We start from the raw sequence: 21782 nt of genomic DNA on the forward strand, positions 1-21782 counted from the left end.
ACTTATTCATCTCTCTTTTATTTCTATTTTAAAACATCATAAATAATTTTAAGTCCCTTTTCTAAGTCCTCATTAGATATCTGCGAAAAGCTCACTTTAAAATATCGTTTACCCTCATGAGGAAATTTATAAAAAAGAACCCCTGGTGTAATTAATATGTTTTTTTCTTTACACTTATAAAAAAGACTAATGCTGTCTATTTTTATCTTATCAGATATTTTCAAATAGAAACTTAGTCCGCCCTGTGGTTCATTAAAGGCAACTTTATCCTTTAATATGTTTTTTATCTTTTCCCTAGTAAATTTATATTTTTCTACATATATATCATTAAGTTTATTTATATACTCTTTCCAATATCCTTTTTTTATATATAAATCAAGAGTTCTTTGCATTAAACTAGAGGTAGATATATCTGTATTTATCTTTGAATTTTTCATAGTCTCTATAAATCTTACTGGTGAAACTAAGTAACCTAACCTTATACCTGGCAAGAATATCTTAGAAAAACTTTTTATATATATTACCCTATCATTTTTATCTAGACTCTTAAAACTTTTGTACTGTAAATTTTCATTATATATAAGTTCTGATAAATAATCATCTTCTATTATATAGAAATCATATATATCCGCTAGCTCTAGTATCTTTTTCTTTTTGTCTAAGCTATAACTAATACCCGTTGGATTTTGGAAATAACTCATAGTATAGAAACATTTGATTTTATGTCTTTTTAAAACTTTCTTTAACTGTTCTATGTCAATTCCGTCATGAAGCATGTCTGCTTCTATTATATTAGCTTTTTTCCATTTGAAAACGGATAATGCACCACTATACGTTGGTTTTTCTACAATAACATTGTCATTTACATTAACTATAGACTTTGTAACTATATCTATACCTTGCTGCGCTCCAGATACAACAAGTATATCCTCATCATTCAGTTCTCCTTGCCAAAAAAAATGATTTATACTCTTTCTAAGTCCATGGTAACCAAGGGTTTCTTGATAAACTAGGGCCTCAGCCCCATCCCTATCCAAAACCTCATCTATTACCTTCTTTAAAACATCTACAGGGAAGAAATCTACACAAGTAGCCTCCCCCGTAAAGTCTATATATTTTTCCTTAGGATGATCCATAGCGTTTTTAAAGACCTTGGCATATTCTTTTCTAAAACCTCTTCCACTATTTTTCCTTTTAGCATAAGTTCCACTGCCAATTTTTTGTACTGCATATCCTTCTTCTTCTAGCTTCCTATAGGCATTTACTATAGTCACATTGTTAACTCCTAAATAATCAGCTAGTTTTCTGATAGAAGGCAATTTATCTCCTTCTTCTATTTTAGATGTTTCTATAAGCTTTTTAATATTTTTATATATTTGAATATATTTATTTTCTTCCTCTTGAAAATTAACTTTATATTTTTCCATTTAATCACCGCACATACAGTTTTACATTTATATTATGCTATTTAAACAAAGTAAACATTTTCCTTAAATAACACATTTCCTTCTATAGATTTATAATCTCTTGTTTCCTTCTTTAAAAGATTCTTCTCACATAGCTTATTTAATATTTCTTCCATATCTATATCAAAATCCTTAAATAATTTATCTCTTTTAATGTCCTCTGCACTTAATAGAGAATCTTTTTCTCTTATATACTCTAATAAAAATCCAGTTACATTTCTTAAATCCTTATCAATTTCTGTTTCTATATAAGATATAATACCCTTAATTCCCTCATCAGCCTTTAAATTATTAAAAAATAATTCGTCTACATGAGCCCTAAAATTTTCATCTATATTCATACTTGTACTCATAACATCTTTACTTACCATATATCCTGATGAATTTATTTTAAGTTTTGCAAAATCTTCTGAGCATTTTATAGCTGAAGTATAAGCAGTATATATTCTATTATTTGCTAAGTATTTCTTACAAACCCCAATATTTTTTAAAGCCTTTGCAAGGTAAATCATATTCCATATTTCTCTGTCTAAATCTGGATAAAACCTTCCTCTGTCATACCTATTTGTAATGTCCATATCCTTGGAAAAAACCAATCTAGATGCAGAAAAGATTCTGTGTAAAAATCCTCCCTTTAAATCCTCACTTTGTAAATTTATAAATTTCTCTTTACTCATAAGCTTTATATGGATTGGAACATTTTTTTCCCTAGTATACATATTTTTAATAGTGTTATCCTCATCATTCTTTACTACAAATAAATCTATGTCTGACTCATCCCAAAGATCTCCTGTTACCATGCTTCCAAAAACCATAACAGCTAAAACAGACTTATCACTTTTTAATCTATCTACAATACTGTTAAATGCTTTTTGATATTGCAGTATCGTATTAGTCATAGTCTTTCCCCCCTTTAAATTTATTTTAAATTCATTATATAAAGAATATTATATAATATAATACAGTATAAAAACAATAGACTTCTTTTTATAAATACGAATTTATGAATTAATTCTTTCATGTTTTGCATATATTTCTTTTATATAACTATCTTTTTTATATATATTCTTTTCATAAAATTACATTTTTCACAACAATATAAATGTAAGCAATACTCCTCCGAATCTTTTATAGGCATTTCAGCTCCATAAGGGCCCATGTATTCTTGCACTCTGCCTTCATCAACCATGATTCCATTACATCTAGAACAACATATATTTTTTACTTCTATCTTATTACATATGGGGCATATTTTTTCCACTAAAGACACCTCTCTTATTTTGTATATCATTATTATATTCTTGCCAATAATGTTAAATTTAATCTAAATATGAAAAATATATGCAATATAAAAGAGGCTTTTACAGCCTCTAAAATCAACTATTTACAATACAATTTTATCAGTATATCCAACTGTTTCTCCAACTCACAAAATACATGTTCAGAAAGGTTCTCTATATCATATACTAAATGTAGTAAATCCTTTATCTCTGAGTTCTTACTAGTATTTATAGTATTTAAAAAAGAAGCTGAAGTACTAAAATTTATGCTTGTGTAGGATAAACTTAATAAGGACAATAGTAAAGGGCTTATATTTTGGTCATAAAATATTCTATATTTTGGATCCAACTCCAATTTTACTAATTCTTCTCTTATTTGATTTAACGCCACAAGTTTATCCCTTAATACAATTATATTTTGTTCCTCCATAATAAATTTCACACCTTATACTATTGTTTTGTTGTTATTAGCCTAAATATTAAAAATTGATAATCCTCACTTATAGTCTAGATACTAGTAATAAAGCTGCTATTCATTTGTATTAGTACTTAAATAAAATATTTGTTGAAGATTGAAGACTGTGGATTGGGAATTTATAAAACAGTTTATTCCTATTATAATTTATATTAGATAATTTATACTACTAATATATAAGTTTTTTGCACAATTTATTACCTTCATATATTATTTTTTCTTCATCTATATTTAACAATTTACCTTTTTCCATAATTATATTTCCATTTACTATTACATATTGCACTTCACTTCCATTAGCTGAAAATGCTAAATTAGAATGCATGTCATAAACTGGAACCATGTTAGGTCTATTTAAATCCAGCATTATAATATCACATTTAAACCCTTCTTTTATCATTCCCAAATTTTCAAATCCTAAGGCTTTAGCTCCATTATATGTAGCCATTTTTAAAACAGTATTAGGACTTATTTTAGTTGCATCACTGTATTTAAGCTTTTGAAGAAATGCAGCAGTCTCCATTTCTTCAAACATATTTAAATTATTATTACTAGAAGTTCCATCCGTGCCCAAACACACGTTTATTCTCATATCTAACATTTCTCCCACTGGTGATGTTCCACTAGCTAACTTCATATTGCTTTGAGGATTATATACTGGACTTACACCTGCCTTTTGTAAAATATTCATATCCTTTTTTGTTAAATGTACGCAATGAGCTGCTACTACTGGACTTTGAAAAATCCCCACTTCCTCCAATAGCTCACAAGTAGTTTTATTATACTTTTCTTTCATTATATTCACTTCATCCTCAGTCTCTGATACATGAATGTGTATTCTTTTATTTTTTTCTTTTGCCGCTTGTGCTATCCCCTTTAAAGCATCATAGGAAAGAGTATATGGAGAATGAGGTGCAAACATCATTTTTAAAGTGCTGTTTCCTTCTTTGTCTACTTTTTGCATTATATCTAATGATTGCTTTAATTGATTTTCCCATGCTTCTCCAATCATAGGAAGTCCTAATACTGCTCTCATATTCATATCTTTTACCACTTCTAATACTTGTTCCTGCATAAAATACATGTCATTGAAAGTAGTAGTGCCACTTCTTAACATTTCAATACAAGCTAGTTCAGTACCAACTTTTATATGTTCTTCTTTAAATTTAGCTTCCATTGGCCATATCTTGTGATTTAGCCACTGCATAAGAGGAAGTCCTTCTCCATAACCTCTTAATAATGTCATGGCTGCATGAGTATGAGCATTTATAAGACCTGGCATCACACAGTAATTTTCTCCATTTATTACTTTAGTGTTCTGGATATTTTCAAATTCACCCTTATATTCTCCTTCCCCAACAGATTTAATGTTTTCTCCTTCTATAAGCACATAACCCCTTTCTATTATTTCTTTTTTCTCATCCATGGTAACTATAAAAGCGTTTTTTATTAATATATTCATTTTCTTTATCCCCTCCATGTATTTTAAAATTTTCACCCTATTCTTTTATACATTGTAAAATTACAAACTGTAGCGAATAAGAGCAAAGGTCTCCCTTTACTCTTATATTGTAAAACAATTTATCTATAGTTTTATATTAAAAATTCTTTATATTTATTATAGACTTTTTTATCTACTATGGCCTCTATATAAGTTCCCTCTTCTTTGTACTCTTCCACATTTATCTTTCCATTTTGATGAATATAGGACACTATATTTTGTTTATCATAAGGAATTAAAAAAATTCCTTGCATCATATTATTAGGAAGATACTGCTGTATTTTATTCATAAGCTCATCTATGTTTCTTCCTTCTTTAGCACTTATTTCTATAAAATTTTCTCCTATAAATTTATCTTTTATGTTCTCTATTTTTTCCCTATCTGCTCTATCAATTTTATTAAGCACCAATATACTAGATTTATCTTGAGCATTTAATTCACTAAGCACTTGGTTTACTACATTTATTTGATCTACTGCACTAGAAGATGAACTATCCACCACATGAAGAAGTAAATCTGAATAAATAACCTCTTCTAATGTAGATTTAAACGCCTCTACTAAATCATGGGGAAGTTTACTTATGAAACCTACCGTATCTGTAAAAGTAACGATTCTAGAATCTTTTAGTTCTATAGCTCTTATAGTAGTATCTAAAGTAGCAAAAAGCATATTAGCTTCAAATACATTTTCTTTATCCATAACCTCATTTGGTGCATAAAGTTCACATATTTTATTTCTAAGTGTAGATTTCCCTGCGTTGGTGTACCCTACTAAAGCCACTTTAGGTATACTTTCCTTTTCTCTCTTTTCTCTTTGAATCTTTCTAGTATCCTTTATTTTTACAAGTTCCCTTTTTAAATCGTATATTCTTTCTCTTATATGTCTCTTATCTGTCTCTAATTTTTTTTCTCCAGGGCCTCTAGTTCCTATTCCACCGCCAGTTCTAGATAAAACTCCACCCATGCCTATAAGTCTTGGAAGTCTATATTTAAGCTGAGCTAATTCTACTTGTATTTTAGCTTCTTTTGTTCTAGCTCTTCTAGCAAATATCTCCAATATCAAAGTGGTTCTATCTATTACTTTAACTCCTAATGCATCTTCTATATTTCTTATCTGCGATGCAGAAAGTTCATCATCAAATATAACTACATTAGCTTTATGTAATTGAACCAAATAAGATATTTCATCTATTTTTCCTCTTCCCACATAAAAAGCTGTATCTACCCTCTCTTTATTTTGAAGAATTCTATCCATTGTTTTAACATTGCAAGCATCTGCCAGCTCCTTTAGTTCTTCTATACTCTCCTCGCTATCAATTCCCACTAACAATGCTCTTTCCGAATCGTCCTTTACATTTTCATATCTACTTATAGCTTCTTCACTTTGTAAAATTTCTGCCTTTATATCCAGATTGAAAGCTTTTTCCACCGTAAGTGGTCCTATTACTTTAGCTTTCAATTGCTGATCCTCTACAATACAGAATCCAAAAGTTATTTCTCTACATTTTCCATCTTCCACCCCTAGTGCTGCTATATAGTCAAGTTTTTGTCTCTCTAAAGCCGATATATCCAACATAGACAATCTTGAATTTCCCTTAGGATGAGTATGTATTACAGCCACTCCACTTAATTTTTTATCTTTTACATCCACAAATGCTATCTCCACCGTAGAATTATCTCCTATAGCTACATTTATAACATTCCCCCTTCTGTCTATAGCTACACTAATTTCTCTGTTAATCATTGCAGTTACAGCACATAATATATCAATCATTTGAAGATTTAAAGTATAATTTTTATCAGTGTTTATTTCATATATTTCTTCTAATTTATCTAGTACTGTATTTCTTATCCCTTCGATATTCCCAGTTATCATCTTCTCAACTCCATCCTTAATTCTATTTTTATGAATTTCTAATCTCAAGTATCCACTAATTAATAAGTACTATTTTAAAATATTTTATCTCAGTCTATTAGTATAATACAGTTTAGTATCTAAGTAAATCATAACTATCTAACCAACAATTACTAATTGGACTTAATGATTTTTTTATTACCCAAATATATATTTATTAAAGTTATATTATGATTAAACCACAAAAAGGTATAATGTGATAGAATTATGAAATTTCTCCTCCATGACTTGCATAAGAGCTCGGAACAATAAATTTAATTTAAGAAATTCTAATCTTTTAGCCATATAAAATTATCTAACGCTCACATTCAGCGTCCTGCCTCAGGTTCGCTAGCCTGGCGTCCTTGCCAGACTTACGATAATTTTATCTGTCTAAAAGAAGAATTTCTAAAATTAAATTTAAACAGTTCCTTTGCTTCTTATGCAAGTCATTCCAGAGAAATTTCATAATTCAGGTAATGTAATGCTTTTTGTGGGATAATCATATTATAAGCTTTTCTCATTTTTAGTATTATTATTTAATTTTTTATTGAAAACGTAAATTACTATTATATATGAGCTTTTCAATTGCAACTTTTATATAATTTTATAACATTAAAAACTCATTGTAAATGACATTATAAGAATATTGTGAAGCAAGTACAATAAGAAAAATCTGTCTTTAAGTCCACAATAAATATATTTTTTTAGACTACTCGCAATACGCCAAGAAATTCTAATGTTTTCAAATTTCAATACCCTAAAGCTTTCAAACTCGCTTCTAGCGGCGCTCAAACATGAAAGCTTCTTAACGGGTATTGAAATTTGAAAACAAAGAATTTCTAAGGCTAGCTCAATAGTCTAAGAAAATATATTTATTGTTACCTTAAAGACAGATTTTTGGGTTCTTGCATAGACTATCAGAGGAGGAACACAGCTAACTAAAGGATGATTTTCCTCCACTACGTTATGGAAAATCTTTAATTGGCGGCAGCCAGCCTAAATACATAGGCATAATTAGGAGTTATATATAAGAATATATAACTTTAATTGTTGGATAAATAAGAACTTGTAGATAAGAAGTAATAGCTCTTACCTGGTCTACACTACAAATTTAAGATTTATATAATTCAATGCCTCACGGCAAAATATATTAGACCTTATTTAGTGCTTTATAAAGTTTTTTTGGCATGAGCCTGTTGATTTATAATGAATGATCGGCATATATGTTAAGAAACATATATATGTATTATAACAACAAATTCTAACATCTAGAACCTAGTACTAAAAAACATTTGATGACTAAGGATTTATATTAGTCCCAAAATGATTTAGTGGCAGTTCTTAATTTTTAGGAGGAGTTTATTTAGGCTAACTATCTCCAATAAAAGATTTTTAAGCCCTTAAAGAAAAGCTATAACTACTCCATTTAATGAAGCAGTTATAGCCTTTTGCTATCACATTTATTTAATTAAAGATTTTACGTAACATAGTGGAGGAAAATCCTCCTTTAGTAGGCTTCCCTCTTCAACCATAAACATATTAAACTAAAAATCTGATTTTAATGTAGTAATAAATGTGGAATTGGGAACTATTGAACTAGCCTTAGAACTTCTTATGTCTCACAGTTAAAGACCCGTTAAAAAGCTTTCATTATTTGAGCAATGCAAGAAGCGAGTTTGAAAGCTTTAGGCGCTTTAACTGTGAGACATTTAGAAGTTCTTGGCGTATTGTGAACAGTCCCAAATTACACATTTATTACGGAATTAAAATCAGATTTTTCTTCAATGTAATATGTACCAATATATTTTACAGTGATATTATACAACTATGTATATATTTTGTAAATAATGTTTATAATGTAACTTAAGGATATGTTTATTTTCCATGTGATTATTCATCAATAAAATTAAATGAATTGAAAAAATCAAAAAATATTGTTAATATGAATAATATACTTTTAAAATTTTAATCATTATAAATTTTATAAATTGTAAATACTGTGTATTATGAAGTTGGGAGGTATCCTCGTGGAAAATATGGATAATAAAAAAAGAAATATAATAATATCCGAAGAACAAATAAAAGAAAGGATTAAGGAAGTGGGTAAACAGATCTCTAAAGACTATTCTGGTGAAAAAGTTTATGTATTATCTTTATTAAGAGGTAGTTTTATATTTACAGCTGACTTAGTTCGTAATATGGATTTACCTACTATGATAGGTTTCATGACTACTTCTAGTTATGGTCATGGAGAAGAGTCTAGTGGAAGTGTTAAGGTAGTAAATGATATTCCTGATAACATAAAAAACTATAATGTACTTGTAGTAGATGATATAGTTGACTCTGGAATAACTATGGATTTTGTAATGAAGCATGTAAAAGAATTAGGCGCTAAGGATGTTAAGTGTTGTGTGCTTTTAGATAAACCAGAAAGAAGAAAAATAGATATAAAACCTGACTATTGTTGCTTCCAAATACCAGATGTGTTTGTAGTTGGCTACGGTCTTAATTATGGAGACTATTACAGAAATATACCTTACGTATTTAACTGGGAAAAATAATTTCTAATCCATATTCACTAATAAAAACTATATTTAATAACTTTTTAGATATCGGTACTAGGTTAAAAAATAAGGCCCGTGGGCCTTATTACGAGTACCTAATTACTACTTAGCACTTAAAGATAGTAGTAACTTAAATAATAAATAAAAATTACGGATTAAGCATTAGACACTAGAAGTTATTTTAGTTTTCCATATTAAATCCGGCATCCCCTAAATCCATCTGTATGGCAGTGCCTGGTACTTTACCCACTATTATAGTTTCTGCTATAGGCACCTCATGTTTCACCTCTATTTCACTACTTTTAAGTGGTATTATTACCCTAACCTTTGTATTTACCTGCACATATATTTTATGGCTAGTTTGGTTTATCCCAGCACCTTCAAATTTTGACAGATACTTAGTTTCTATATGCCCTATGGGTTGCATCTTAACAGTTATACTGGGACCAAAATAAGAGATTATATTATTTTTACTTATGTAACCAACAGGAATTTTAATTCCCACATACCCTAAATCTTTTAATTTTTTTTGTGAATCCAACGCCACACTACATGCTATTTTATTCATTTTTAACGTATCAGCTTTCATCATAACAATATTTCCATCATTATCTTTATGAACTTTAATAACTTCATCATAGTTAAAATCCTTGGAATACTCTTGTATTATAGAACTATTTATAATTTCAGTAGCTTTAGCTTTCATCTCAGAATCTGCAACCACTAAAACAGTAGGCATTACAATCTTATCAAATGCATATATAAAAATAATGAAAAAAGTAATTATTATAAATATCACAAACAAAATCTTGAATTTCGTCTTTGCTTTTATTTTATTTTTCCTCCTTACATAAGCTATATTTAATCTATATGATTAATATATATAATTAAGAATTATATATATTTTTTAAATTTTAATAGAAAACTTCAATATGCTATTTTAAAATTAATTAAAAATTATATATGATTTTTTAGATTTTATAAAATAAAATGTTGTGATATAATAAACTAATAAATAATACTTAAATTTTGATTCTCAAGGAGGATATTTTATGACCAAGAAGAAGAAATCTGCTAAAAAAAGGGGCAGAAGAGTATTTAAATTGGTGTTATTATCTATTTTGTTGTTAATTTTATTGGCTTCAGTAGCCTTTGGTGGAATACTATTAGCTATGGTTAAAACAACACCTTCATTAGATGTAAAACAAATATTTGCTTTAAGTGAAACATCTAAATTATATGATGACAAAGATAAATTTATGGATAATATACTTACTGAAGAAAAAAGCTCTCCCGTTAAATTTAATGAAATCCCTCTAAACTTAAGAAATGCTTTCATAAGTATAGAGGACGAGAGATTTTATGAACACAAGGGTATCGACCCTAAAAGAATAATGGGTGCTGTATTATTTGATATTAAAAGCAAACTTACAGGCAATAAAAACTTACAAGGTGCTTCTACCATAACTCAACAGCTTATAAAAAACTCTATGTTAACACCAGAAGTAAAACTAAAAAGAAAAGTTCAAGAAATATACTTGGCTATGCAACTAGAAAACTCTATATCAAAAGATAGGATATTAGAAGCTTACCTAAATACTATTTATCTAGGAAGAGGTGCTAGGGGCGTAGGTGCTGCGGCTGAACAGTACTTTAGTAAAAATGTAAAAGACCTAAATTTACTAGAATCAGCTTATATAGCTGGCGTTACTCAAAGTCCTTCTGTTTATGATGCTTTTTCACCTACATCAAAAAAGAACCCTTCAATTTATTTAAATAGAACAAAAACTGTTTTAAATAAAATGCATGAAAATGGTAAATTAACTAATGAACAATATACCACAGCAATAAATGATATTGATAAAGGGAAATTGAAGTTTAATCCTTCTAATAATTCTCATAAAATGCAATATGAATGGTTTTCTAGAGAAGTTATAAAACAAGTTAAGAACGATTTAAAATCAACTTATGGATACAATGATAACGAAGTAAATAAATTACTTATGCAAGGTGGTCTTAAAATATATACCACTATGGATAAGAATTTACAGGATAACACCCAAAATGTAATAAATGATATGAATAAACTACTTAATATAAGATCTATTAATAAAAATAATATTTCACAGCCTCAAGCTGCTGCTGTATTAATGGATTATCATAAAGGAGAAATAAAAACTATAGTAGGCGGAAAAGGTGACCAACCAGCTATGTCTACAAACAGAGCTACTGCTCAGCTAAATCCTTGTGGTTCTAGTATAAAACCTATTTCTGTTTATGCTCCTGCTATAGATACAAAATTACTTACAAGTGCATCAGTTTTAAATGATAATCACTTACCAGAAGATTTTAAAAATAAATATCAAAACTGGGATCCAAAAAACTCACCCAATTCATATTCTGGTCCTATTTCTCTTAGAACTGGATTAAAATATTCTAAAAACACTATAGCTGCTCAAGTAGAAGATGTTATAGGCTTAAAAACTGGAGCTAGCTACGCAGAAAAATTCGGTTTAAATTTAACAACAACTGATAAAAGTAGTATTGCAGCCCTATCTCTAGGTGAAATAGAAGGAACTACTCCTATGATTATGTCTGCTGCTTATGGTGTTTTTGGAAATGAAGGTTTATACACTGAACCTAAAGCCTATAGAAAAGTAGTGGACAGAAATGGAAAAGTTCTTTTGGAAAACAAAGTTCAAACTAAAAAAGTAATTTCACCTGCTACAGCTTATATAATGTATGATTTATTAAAAGAACCATTGACAACCTGGGGTACTAATGCAAATTTCAGTGCTATGGCTCGTGGTAAAACTGGTACTACCACTGCTGCTAAAGACCTTTGGTTTGCTGGTCTTACTCCTTACTATTCTGCAGCTGTGTGGATAGGTGATGATAAAAATACTGTAATTAACGACTTAGGCTTAGGTAGAAGACTAGGAAGTAACGATGCAGCACTATTATGGGGAAGAATTATGAAATACGCTCATAATGATTTACCTTTTAAAAATATACAAAAACCTTCTGGTGTTCAAGAAGTTACAGTTTGTGCCGCATCTGGAAAGATAGTTGGACCTTATTGTTTGAAGGAAGGAAAAACCTTCACTGAATTATTCTTAGCTGGAACAGCTCCTACAGAATTCTGTGATGTTCACAAAGCAGAAATTAAACAACCTGAGGAAGATAAAGAGAAAGATAAAGATAAAGATAAGGATAAAGATAAAGATAAAAACAAAGGCAATGACAAAGATAAAGATAAAGATAAAGATAAAGATAAAAAAGAAAATGAAAAAGGTACTCCTCCCCCTGTAGAAGAGAAGCCTGTTGTTCCCCCTAGCCCTAATAATAACCCATAGTGACAACAAATCTTGTAATGGTGTTTGGTAATAATTAATAAAATGCTTTAAAATTAATAAGATGATTAAAATCTAAGCCAAGGAAGAATCTCAAAATTTTTCCTTGGCTTTTTATTTACTACTTTTAGCTTCTTTTTCATGTAAGCCTTATTTTCTAACGCAAAATTTACATTATGTACATGAAAACAAACAACAAGTCAAAGTTGCTAGTATATTTTGTGTCACACAAGGAATTAGATTCTGCCTTTAGTAGGACTATCGGCGGGATCTACTGACGAAGTATAACGCAAAATAGGCTAGCATACTAACTTGTTATTTATTTGAATGTGCCGATCTGATATTTATTTATAATATTATATTGCTGCTCATTTACCATCTCCGTTACTTTTTAGTCTTAGGATTAAATATTATAGACATTATATATCCAAAAACTATTGCAGCGCTTATGCCCCCCGCACTTCCCTTTATACCACCAGTAAATGCACCTAAAAGTCCTACTTTATTTACTTCTTTTATGGCACTCTTAGCTAAATTATATCCAAAACCAGGCAAGGGTATTGCCGCGCCTTCTTTTCCTATCTCCATTACATAATCATATATATTTAAAGCTCCTAATATAACACCTACAGTTACAAAACTAACTAATATTCTAGCAGGTGTAAGTTTAGTTTTATCCATTAAAATCTGAGCTATTAAACAAATAGTCCCTCCCACTAAAAAAGCACTTATATAATCATTCATTTTTTATCCCTCCAAATTCTATAGCTACTGCATGAGCTATACCTGGTATGCTTTCACCTTGAAAAGATGCTGTAGGGCTCATAAGTGCTCCTGTGGAAATTAACAATGCTTTTTTAAGCTTACCACTTAATAAATTTTTATATATGTATCCACAAGCTACTACTGCAGAACATCCACACCCACTACCTCCCGCATTAACTCCCTGCTCCTCAGCATTATATATTTCATCTCCACAATCTATATAAATTTTATCTATATCATAACCATAATCTTTAATTAACTCTGCAGTTATTTTCTTGCCAACTTTTCCCAAATCCCCAGTAGCAATTAAATCGTAATCATCTGGAGTCCTGCCAGTATCCTGAAAATGTTGCTTTATAGTATTCACTGCTGCAGGTGCCATAGCTGCTCCCATATTATTAGCATCCTTTATACCATAATCCTTAACCTTTCCACTAGTTACATAGGTTACATACGGGAAATTGCCTTCTGTTCCCAGTACCATGGCCCCTGAGCCAGTTACAGTCCACTGAGCGCAAGGTGGCCTTTGAGATCCCATCTCTAGTGGAGCCCTAAATTGCCTTTCTGCTGATGAAAAGTGAGATGATGTGGATGCCACAGCATAGTTAGCAAAACCGCCATCTATAATCATCGATGACAGTCCCAAAGATTCAGCCATGGTGGAACAGGCTCCATATAAACCTATAAAGGGTATATCCACATCTCTAGCTGCATAATTAGATGAAATTGTTTGGTTCAATAAATCCCCAGAAAATAAATAATTTATATCTTGTTCTTTTAAATTAGCTTTTTTTATAGCTGCAGTTATAGCACTGTATAGCAAACTTTTTTCTGCTTTTTCATAACTGTCCTCTCCATTTAGATCATCTTGAAGAATTGTATCAAAGTATTCCCTCAAAGGACCTTCTCCTTCCTTAGGTCCTACTATACTTGCTGTGGATATGATTCTGGGTTTATTCTCTAACCTTACTGTTTGAATACCTACTCTTTTATTCATATAAAACACCCACCTATTTAAAATAATTTATAAAATAATATATAATTCCCACAATTACAGATGAACCTATACCATACACCAATACTGGACCTGCTATAGTGAACATTTTAGCAGCTACCCCAAATACAAAGCCTTCTTTTTTAAACTCCATAGCAGGAGAAACTATAGAATTAGAAAAGCCCGTTATAGGGACTACAGTACCTGCTCCAGCATATTCACCTAATTTATCATAAATACCTATGCCTGTTAATAAAGCCCCTATAAATATCATTATTATAGATACCCAGGTGCCTATTTCTTCTTTAGGAAGTCCAAATTTCTCTAAATAATTATAAAAAAATTGTCCTATATCACAAATCAGTCCTCCAATTATAAAAGCTCTTATACAATGCATTAACATATCCGATTTTGGGTTTTCTATTTTTGATAACTCCTGAAATTTTTTCTTAACACTTTCTTCCTTTTTATTTTCTGCAACCTTGCCCATAATTATCCTTCCTTTCTTTGCAAAATACCCTTATGATACTAGCCTTTCCTATATTATTGTCTTAATATTATTATTTGCAATATTATTTTTTTTAAACTTACTTAAAAGCTCAAAAAAAATAAGGTAGTAACACCATACCTTATTGAGATAATTTTTCTTTTAATATTTTTAATACTTTTTTTTCTATTCTAGAAACTTGTACTTGGCTTATTCCTAGCATTTTAGCAACTTCTACCTGGGTTTTATCTTTAAAATATCTAAGAATTATTATTTGTCTAGAACGTTTACTAAGCTCACCTAAAACTTCTTTTAACAATAGCTTATCTAAAATATCCTTATCTTCTTCACCTTTTTCTCCGATTTTGTCTATAAGCATAACTGGTGAACCATCATCTTGGTGAATTACATCATATAAATATTGTGGCTTACTAGCAGATTCCATTGCAAATAAAATTTCTTCCTTATCCACCTTTGAGTAATTTGAAAGTTCTTGTATAGTGGGTTCTCTTCCTAACTTTTTAGTTAACTTTTCTCTATCATAATGAATTTTTTGAGCTAGTACTTTTACATTCCTGCTTACTTTTATTATTCCGTCATCCCTTATAAATCTTTTTATTTCCCCCATTATCATAGGAACTGCGTAGGTAGAAAATTTAACATTAAATTCCAGATTGAAATTATTAATGGATTTAATAAGTCCAATGCAACCTATTTGAAATATATCCTCGTAGTCATATCCTCTATTCATAAATCTTTTTGTTACAGCCGATACCAATGGCAGATTATTTTCTACAGCTTCATCTAAAGCTTTTTTATCACCCTGTTGAGCTAATCTTATAAGCTCGTCATTATCCTCATAAATATTATCTTTTTTATTTATATTATTATTCTCCATAAGCTTCACCTAACTTAAAGATCTAAAAACTTTTTTCATTATTACCTTGGTACCTTTTTCCTTTTCAGAATGCACTTCTAATGAATCCATAAAGGTTTCCATCACAGTAAATCCCATGCCTGATCTTTCTAAATCTGGTCTTGAGGTATATAACGGCTGCATAGCTAACTCTAGATTTTCAATGCCTTTTCCTTCATCCATTACTACTACTGTAAATGAATTCTTTTCTATATACCCTTCTATTTTAACTATACCTTCCTTACTATTCTCATATCCATGAATTATAGAATTAGTAACAGCCTCGGAAACAGCTGTCTTTATATCAGTTAACTCCTCAATGGTAGGATCTAGCTGTGATACAAATGCTGATACTGCAACTCTAGCAAAGCTTTCATTTTCCGATCTACTTAAAAATTCTATTTTCATCATATTATCCTGCATTACAATCCCTCCATAATTAAATATTATTTATTGCTTCTTCTATGCTATTGTATAAATTTATTATTTTGAACATGCCAGATAATTGAAATACCCTCTTAATAGCTCCTGTCACATTTGTTACAAATACCTTTCCGCCATTCCTATTGAGTTTTTTATATCTACCAATTACTACTCCTATGCCAGAACTATCCATAAACGTCACCCCGGAAAAATCCATTATCAGGTTATTTACCCTTTCCACATCAAGCCTATTATCCACTTTATTTCTAACTTCTTCAGCACTATGATGATCAAGTTCACCCATCATATAAGCTATAACCGTATCTCCCACCTTATCGAATTTTAAATACATTTATACCCCTCCATACTTGTATATTTAAATGCAATTTTACAAATATTACACAAAAGTATATAGTTTACATTCTATATTATTGATTATTTTCCTTCTTTTTCTATAAAAAAACTTTCTAAATACTATTTTAATTTAAATTTATTCAATGTCTAAAACTTCTTCTTCCTATTCCATAAAAAATAGTGTGCAAGTGAGCACACTATTTTCCTATTTGCCTAACTTTATTTATTCCATTTTTCGACCTAATTCGGTAGGTGCCAGGCACCTTCTCTCTTCTTCAGTGAACTCAAAAAAATCATACAATTCCTCTTCATTTTTAAATTTTGTCATAGTGGGTATGCATAATTTCATTAAATTATTAGGATAGTATTCATATATATCTTCTCCAAGCTTTTTAGCAAAAGTCTTAAAATAAAACTCATATACCTTACTATTTAATAAGAATAGTAGATACTCATATGTAAATGGTACATTTTCTTTTAAGGTTAAACAATATATGTCAGCACTAAAAAAGCTGCCAGTATCTAAAGAAAATCTATTTTTATTAGACTTATATGGGAATACTATCTTTTTACCTTCAAAAACATCTGGCACCCTTCCCCACTGCAATTGATACCAATTTCTAATCCCATTCTTGCATTCTCTTCTATTCATAAGCTTTTGTTTAAATTCACCTATATGTTTTATAGCATTAGGGGCTTCTTCTTCTTTACGTATGAGATCTGAATATATCAAGTATTTTTCACTTGGCTCTACTTTAAATTTGTTAATATGGCTACTTTTTATCCAGGGTCTTACTAAACTAATTTCTATATTATCTTTTTCTATGTCTTCTTTAGTAACTACAAAGGCTTTATCGCAACCAGTTATAATCCCTTGATAGCTGTTACATATATTGTTTAAATTTGTAAAACTTTTTTCTTCAATTTTGCTTATTATTCCTCTTTCCTTACTATCTCTTAAAATCCATCCCTTATTGTTAAGTAAATTTTTATTTAAATAAAATTCCTTATAAAAATCATCTTCACCATAAAAAAGAGACTGATAAAATCTTTTTTTATTTTTTCCAACACTTTGAACTGGTTTAATTACTTTTATATCATAGTCCAGAAGCCTCTTATTTTGTAAAAATATTATAAGTGGATCTACTCCTGCATTCTTAAAAGGCCTTATTCCATAAAAGTCTACTATTTCTTTTATATAACACATTTCCCTTAAAACTTTTCTAAGCTCTTCTCCACTAAGAGATTCTAAAAAATATCTAGAGGTTATGAAACTTACTTTACCTTCTACTTCCAGTATATCTAATGCTTTTTTAAAAAAACAATAGGATATATCACCCTTATCCTTATATATGTCTCGATATTCTTCTTTTAATCTTTTAGAGTAACCCTTCTCTATACTCTTTTGACCTATATAAGGAGGATTTCCTAAAATAACTCCAAATTTGGAATCTACATTACCCATTAAAAAATCCTTATTTTCTATATTCTCTAAGATCATATTAGTTAAATGAAATATATCTATAATAAGTATTTTCAAGGCTTCCTTATCTATATCGTAGCCAAATAAATTATATTTTAAAATATGCTCATTTACATTATCAATTTTTAAATTTAAATTATGTTTCTTATTTATATTCAATAAATTTTTATTATATATTTCCTTCAAGTAAAAAAAGCATGGTATAAGTATGTTACCAGAGCCACAGGCAGGATCTAATATTTTTAAAAATGGATTGTTTACTATGTCACTTTCAGTTATAGTTTTCCGTATTATAAACTGAGCTATTTCTTTAGGCGTATAAACAACTCCATTAACTTTTTTTTTATTCAAAGCTTTGCTATAAACATCTCCAAAGCTGTCTTCTTCACTTAATTTCAACTTTTTTCTATAGTAATCCATCGCCTGCATTTTATATAATATATCTATAGGCTGTAGTACTATTTTATATATTTCGTCTATACTCTTCACCAAATTTTCCATGCCTATTCCTTCTCCTTGTAAAAGCTTTATTAATAATTTTCTACATAATATCAAATACTATAAGTACATTTTAAGTTCAATAAATTTACTGTTTAGTGTATACTTAGTTTAAATGAACTTATAAAAGTATATCATATATTAGGGGTGATTTAAAATATGAAAAAGAGATTTATTTCTGTTTGTATCATAACCATATTAATTTTATCTCTCTGCGGCTGCAAAGGAAATGTAGCTTCAAAGGATTCTCCTAACAAGCAATCTAATAATATCATGGAAGATAAAATACCTGAATCCAATGCTAATAAAAAAAATGAAGATGATAAATCTTCTACTGAAAATAAAGCTGATAAAAATAATAAAGATAGTGACTCTAATACAGTAGAAACCACTACTCCTGCTGAAAAAAATAAAGAACCAGAAAAAAATAACCCTAAACAAGGTTTATCTAACAATCTCACTTCAAAGGAGCTTAACTGGTATTTCATGCCTAGAAAAGATGAAATTCCACCAAGATGTATAGATGAAGGCGCACCTATGCTAAGAAAATATGATGCTTATTATTTAGGAGATACTTCGAAAAAAATTATATATCTTACATTTGATGAAGGATATGAAAATGGTTATTCTGCAAAAATACTAGATGTACTTAAGAAATGTAATGTTAAAGCTGCTTTCTTTGTAACCACACCTTATATAAATTCTAATAAAGAATTGGTTAAAAGGATGGTAAAAGAAGGTCACTTAGTTTGTAATCACTCTACTACTCATCCATCAATGGCTTCTATAAGTGATGAGGGAAAATTTAAGAAAGAGTTTTTGGGATGTGAAAAAGCATTTAAGGACTTAACTGGAAAGGATATGCCTAAATATTTTAGGCCACCTATGGGGAAATTTAGTGAAATTTCTCTAAAACGCACAAAAGATTTAGGGTATAAAACTATATTTTGGAGCTTTGCCTATAGAGACTGGGAACCAGCTTCTCAACCTTCACATGAATTAGCTAAAAAAACTATAATGGAAAGAGTTCACCCAGGGGCTGTGTATCTTCTTCATGCGGTTTCAAAAACCAATACAGAAGTACTTGGTGATGTTATAGATGACTTAAAGGCTAAAGGCTATACCTTTAAATCTTTAGATGAATTACCAGCGCAGTCACAAATTTCCAATCCTTAACATTAATTATCAATACACAGTACTTATAACCTTATATTCAGCACTAAATATTAGTAACTAACTAATATTTAGTGTAAATAATAAAGTGTAAATAATAAAGTTAAAAAGAAGGTTTGCACAGCAAACCTTCTTTTTAACTTTTACCTCTTACTTCTTACCTCTTACTTCTTACCTCTTACTTCTTACCTCTTACTTCTTACTTCTTACCTCTTACTTCTTACCTCTTACTTCTTACTTCTTACCTCTTACTTCTTACCTCTTACTTCTTACCTCTTACCTCTTACTTCTTACCTCTTACTTCTTACCTCTTTCTTCTTATCTCTTAACTTAAAATATTAGAACATAAAGGAAGTGTGCAAATATCCCAGCACAAAGTCCTCCTACGGTGTGACTTAATATAGCCTTTCCAGTAAGTTGTCTACAATCTAAGCTGTCCATCATAGCTACATGAGTACTTAAATATCCGCTCCAACACATACCCATTGCTGTAAATACTGCTATTTCATTTCCGCCTATTAAATTATTCTTTAAGAACTCTGGCACCAACCCTATAGCTGCTCCTACTGCTCCAAGAGCTGTAACTGGGAATGCTATAGCTTGTGAATTTTTAAATCCTAATAATGGATTAAGTATAAATCCTAGTTTGTCCCCAATCCAAGGAAGTACAGGAACTCCTTCATATGCTGCACCAGTATATCCAGCAGCACCTGGCCCTTTAGTAAGCATAAGTACAAGAGTACATATAATAACAACTCCAGGTATTATTGCTACCCCCATCTCCACTCCTGATTTTCCACCTTCAAGCATAGCTTCTAAAAATCTTCCACCTACACTGCCTTCTCTTATCTCTCTGTAATTTATTAAATCTACTCCATCATCAGATTTTGTTTCTAATGCCATGGCTTCCGTACCATATTCTTTTTTAGTAAAATGAAGCATTATTCTTACACTTACCATACTTCCTACTACTGCTCCTAAATTTCCTATCAAAGCTGGCCCTATAAAACTTTCTCCTATAGGCGATTTTTGAGCTATCATAAATGTAGTAACTATAAGACCCATTCCAAAAGCTGTACCCAAATTAGTTAATGCAGGAATTTGATATTTTTTAAAATATCTTTTAAATCCTTTATCCTGTGCCAAAGTTATTATAGCAGGGTTGTCCGATAAATAAGTTGTTAAGATTCCTAAAGTAGCTGCTCCTGGTAAATCATATAGTGGTTTCATTAAAGGTGATAATACCTTGTTAACTACAGATACCACCCCAAATTCTGAAAAAAGAGCTGCAATAGCTCCTGCTAATACTGCTATACCCATTATAAAAAACACTGTATTTAAAAGTAAATCATGCGCTGTTTTCATAAGAGTATTAAACATATTAACTACTCCCATTTTACTTCCTAAAAAATAAAAAAATAAAATAAATAAAGCTGAAAATATTGCTCCCTCTAAACTTATGGCCTTTTTGTATTTTTTATTATTCTCCATTTTATTCCTCCAACTAATTAAGATTCAACTATGCCATTTACTATTTTCATTATTTCTTGCTTTTTAACTTCACTTTCTTTAAGTATTTCATCACATCTACTTTTTACTTTATTTCTGTAATCGTTATTTTCAATGCTAGATAAATTAATCTTTACATTTAGTATAGCCCCTTGTACTGAAGTGCCAGCTAAGAGACATGCTACTCCTGCATCTGTAATGGCATTTTTATTACCATATTTGCAAGCAATTAGTATATGTTCATAGGTTCCCAATGATTTTTCTGCCACTTCTAAAGGAACCAAAACAGCTTCCCTATATGCTTCTTGTATTTTTTCATTTCTAATTTTTTTGTTCTCCTCTGTGTCCTTAGGCATTTTAAACCCTTTCATTACTTTCATAAATGCCTCTGTATCCTTGTCCATAAGTTTTAAAAACTCTTCTTTTTGAACACTAACTTTTTCTAATGATTCTTTTATAGTGTCCTGAATCTCTTTTTCATAATTATTAAACTTTTTTTTACCTATTGTTAAATTAAACACCATACTACCCAGCCCATTAGCCAAGCTACCACATAGTGCCGAAATGCTTCCACCACCTGGTGCTGGTGAGTTTGAGCTTAATTCTTCAATAAAATCTTTTAGCTCCATACCTTATCTTCCCC

At 29.9% G+C, this 21782-nt stretch carries 19 protein-coding genes; 3 read left to right on the plus strand and 16 right to left on the minus strand.

The window, feature by feature from the left end; genetic code table 11:
• Positions 1 to 23 precede the first annotated feature (23 nt).
• The 6 genes from pdxR to hflX all read right to left on the minus strand — a co-directional run bounded on the left by pdxR (position 24) and on the right by hflX (position 6599).
• Positions 24 to 1427 (minus strand): MocR-like pyridoxine biosynthesis transcription factor PdxR, encoded by a 1404-nt coding sequence (gene pdxR, locus CC89_RS01715; RefSeq protein WP_035288319.1) that lies wholly within the window; start codon positions 1425 to 1427, stop codon positions 24 to 26.
• Positions 1428 to 1468: 41 nt separating this feature from the next.
• Complete coding sequence (locus CC89_RS01720) at positions 1469 to 2365, minus strand: nucleotidyltransferase domain-containing protein (protein WP_035288321.1); 897 nt, start codon at positions 2363 to 2365, stop codon at positions 1469 to 1471.
• A gap of 140 nt (positions 2366 to 2505) precedes the next feature.
• Positions 2506 to 2727 (minus strand): hypothetical protein, encoded by a 222-nt coding sequence (locus CC89_RS01725; RefSeq protein WP_035288324.1) that lies wholly within the window; start codon positions 2725 to 2727, stop codon positions 2506 to 2508.
• A gap of 119 nt (positions 2728 to 2846) precedes the next feature.
• A complete protein-coding gene (locus CC89_RS01730; RefSeq protein WP_051931392.1) occupies positions 2847 to 3176 on the minus strand; it encodes a hypothetical protein in 330 nt (109 codons plus the stop codon).
• A 214-nt stretch (positions 3177 to 3390) separates the two neighbouring features.
• Positions 3391 to 4683 (minus strand): amidohydrolase, encoded by a 1293-nt coding sequence (locus tag CC89_RS01735; protein ID WP_035288326.1) that lies wholly within the window; start codon positions 4681 to 4683, stop codon positions 3391 to 3393.
• Between the two features lie 131 nt (positions 4684 to 4814).
• Complete coding sequence (gene hflX / locus CC89_RS01740) at positions 4815 to 6599, minus strand: GTPase HflX (RefSeq protein ID WP_035288328.1); 1785 nt, start codon at positions 6597 to 6599, stop codon at positions 4815 to 4817.
• Between the two features lie 2057 nt (positions 6600 to 8656).
• On the opposite strand from hflX, the gene hpt reads away from it, so the two are divergent.
• Positions 8657 to 9181 (plus strand): hypoxanthine phosphoribosyltransferase, encoded by a 525-nt coding sequence (hpt, locus tag CC89_RS01745; protein ID WP_035288549.1) that lies wholly within the window; start codon positions 8657 to 8659, stop codon positions 9179 to 9181.
• Between the two features lie 184 nt (positions 9182 to 9365).
• Here the strand turns inward: hpt and yunB are convergent, their stop codons facing one another.
• Positions 9366 to 9989 carry a sporulation protein YunB gene (gene yunB / locus CC89_RS01750; RefSeq protein ID WP_286161273.1) on the minus strand — a complete coding sequence of 208 codons (624 nt, stop codon included), beginning with the start codon at positions 9987 to 9989 and terminating at the stop codon, positions 9366 to 9368.
• A 247-nt stretch (positions 9990 to 10236) separates the two neighbouring features.
• Between yunB and CC89_RS01755 the strand changes: the two genes are divergently transcribed.
• The gene (locus CC89_RS01755; protein WP_081896926.1) at positions 10237 to 12540 is read left to right on the plus strand and encodes a transglycosylase domain-containing protein; all 2304 of its coding nucleotides are present in this window, start codon (positions 10237 to 10239) and stop codon (positions 12538 to 12540) included.
• 381 nt (positions 12541 to 12921) lie between these two features.
• Here the strand turns inward: CC89_RS01755 and spoVAE are convergent, their stop codons facing one another.
• From spoVAE to CC89_RS01790, 7 genes are all read right to left on the minus strand, one after another.
• Positions 12922 to 13281: a stage V sporulation protein AE gene (gene spoVAE, locus CC89_RS01760; RefSeq protein ID WP_035288332.1), complete on the minus strand. Its 360-nt coding sequence runs from the start codon at positions 13279 to 13281 to the stop codon at positions 12922 to 12924.
• Positions 13274 to 14299, minus strand: coding sequence for a stage V sporulation protein AD (gene spoVAD, locus CC89_RS01765; RefSeq protein WP_035288334.1), 1026 nt, complete (start codon positions 14297 to 14299; stop codon positions 13274 to 13276). The genes spoVAE and spoVAD overlap by 8 nt, the downstream gene beginning before the upstream one ends.
• 13 nt (positions 14300 to 14312) lie before the next feature.
• Complete coding sequence (spoVAC, locus tag CC89_RS01770; protein WP_035288336.1) at positions 14313 to 14786, minus strand: stage V sporulation protein AC; 474 nt, start codon at positions 14784 to 14786, stop codon at positions 14313 to 14315.
• A gap of 139 nt (positions 14787 to 14925) precedes the next feature.
• Positions 14926 to 15681: an RNA polymerase sporulation sigma factor SigF gene (gene sigF / locus CC89_RS01775; RefSeq protein ID WP_035288338.1), complete on the minus strand. Its 756-nt coding sequence runs from the start codon at positions 15679 to 15681 to the stop codon at positions 14926 to 14928.
• A gap of 9 nt (positions 15682 to 15690) precedes the next feature.
• On the minus strand, positions 15691 to 16122 hold the full coding sequence (spoIIAB, locus tag CC89_RS01780; protein ID WP_035288340.1) for an anti-sigma F factor: 432 nt from the start codon (positions 16120 to 16122) through the stop codon (positions 15691 to 15693).
• Between the two features lie 16 nt (positions 16123 to 16138).
• The gene (gene spoIIAA, locus CC89_RS01785; protein ID WP_035288342.1) at positions 16139 to 16474 is read right to left on the minus strand and encodes an anti-sigma F factor antagonist; all 336 of its coding nucleotides are present in this window, start codon (positions 16472 to 16474) and stop codon (positions 16139 to 16141) included.
• A gap of 225 nt (positions 16475 to 16699) precedes the next feature.
• Complete coding sequence (locus CC89_RS01790) at positions 16700 to 18460, minus strand: Eco57I restriction-modification methylase domain-containing protein (RefSeq protein ID WP_035288343.1); 1761 nt, start codon at positions 18458 to 18460, stop codon at positions 16700 to 16702.
• A 156-nt stretch (positions 18461 to 18616) separates the two neighbouring features.
• On the opposite strand from CC89_RS01790, the gene pdaA reads away from it, so the two are divergent.
• A complete protein-coding gene (pdaA, locus tag CC89_RS01795) occupies positions 18617 to 19633 on the plus strand; it encodes a delta-lactam-biosynthetic de-N-acetylase (RefSeq protein WP_035288344.1) in 1017 nt (338 codons plus the stop codon).
• A 327-nt stretch (positions 19634 to 19960) separates the two neighbouring features.
• Here the strand turns inward: pdaA and CC89_RS01800 are convergent, their stop codons facing one another.
• Positions 19961 to 21121 carry a CD0519/CD1768 family membrane protein gene (locus CC89_RS01800; RefSeq protein ID WP_035288346.1) on the minus strand — a complete coding sequence of 387 codons (1161 nt, stop codon included), beginning with the start codon at positions 21119 to 21121 and terminating at the stop codon, positions 19961 to 19963.
• A 17-nt stretch (positions 21122 to 21138) separates the two neighbouring features.
• Positions 21139 to 21768 carry a cyclodeaminase/cyclohydrolase family protein gene (locus tag CC89_RS01805; protein ID WP_035288348.1) on the minus strand — a complete coding sequence of 210 codons (630 nt, stop codon included), beginning with the start codon at positions 21766 to 21768 and terminating at the stop codon, positions 21139 to 21141.
• Positions 21769 to 21782 lie beyond the last annotated feature (14 nt).

This window comes from Clostridium sp. KNHs214, from assembly GCF_000744935.1.
Classification (GTDB): domain Bacteria; phylum Bacillota; class Clostridia; order Clostridiales; family Clostridiaceae; genus Haloimpatiens.

Bases quoted from the DNA above. Each gene is read 5' to 3' on its own strand.
- pdxR (WP_035288319.1), bottom strand. From the start codon at position 1,427: ATGGAAAAATATAAAGTTAATTTTCAAGAGGAAGAAAATAAATATATT.
- CC89_RS01720 (WP_035288321.1), bottom strand. From the start codon at position 2,365: ATGACTAATACGATACTGCAATATCAAAAAGCATTTAACAGTATTGTA.
- CC89_RS01730 (WP_051931392.1), bottom strand. From the start codon at position 3,176: ATGGAGGAACAAAATATAATTGTATTAAGGGATAAACTTGTGGCGTTA.
- CC89_RS01735 (WP_035288326.1), bottom strand. From the start codon at position 4,683: ATGAATATATTAATAAAAAACGCTTTTATAGTTACCATGGATGAGAAA.
- hflX (WP_035288328.1), bottom strand. From the start codon at position 6,599: ATGATAACTGGGAATATCGAAGGGATAAGAAATACAGTACTAGATAAA.
- hpt (WP_035288549.1), top strand. From the start codon at position 8,657: ATGGATAATAAAAAAAGAAATATAATAATATCCGAAGAACAAATAAAA.
- CC89_RS01755 (WP_081896926.1), top strand. From the start codon at position 10,237: ATGACCAAGAAGAAGAAATCTGCTAAAAAAAGGGGCAGAAGAGTATTT.
- spoVAE (WP_035288332.1), bottom strand. From the start codon at position 13,281: ATGAATGATTATATAAGTGCTTTTTTAGTGGGAGGGACTATTTGTTTA.
- spoVAD (WP_035288334.1), bottom strand. From the start codon at position 14,299: ATGAATAAAAGAGTAGGTATTCAAACAGTAAGGTTAGAGAATAAACCC.
- spoVAC (WP_035288336.1), bottom strand. From the start codon at position 14,786: ATGGGCAAGGTTGCAGAAAATAAAAAGGAAGAAAGTGTTAAGAAAAAA.
- sigF (WP_035288338.1), bottom strand. From the start codon at position 15,681: ATGGAGAATAATAATATAAATAAAAAAGATAATATTTATGAGGATAAT.
- spoIIAB (WP_035288340.1), bottom strand. From the start codon at position 16,122: ATGCAGGATAATATGATGAAAATAGAATTTTTAAGTAGATCGGAAAAT.
- spoIIAA (WP_035288342.1), bottom strand. From the start codon at position 16,474: ATGTATTTAAAATTCGATAAGGTGGGAGATACGGTTATAGCTTATATG.
- CC89_RS01790 (WP_035288343.1), bottom strand. From the start codon at position 18,460: ATGGAAAATTTGGTGAAGAGTATAGACGAAATATATAAAATAGTACTA.
- pdaA (WP_035288344.1), top strand. From the start codon at position 18,617: ATGAAAAAGAGATTTATTTCTGTTTGTATCATAACCATATTAATTTTA.
- CC89_RS01800 (WP_035288346.1), bottom strand. From the start codon at position 21,121: ATGGAGAATAATAAAAAATACAAAAAGGCCATAAGTTTAGAGGGAGCA.
- CC89_RS01805 (WP_035288348.1), bottom strand. From the start codon at position 21,768: ATGGAGCTAAAAGATTTTATTGAAGAATTAAGCTCAAACTCACCAGCA.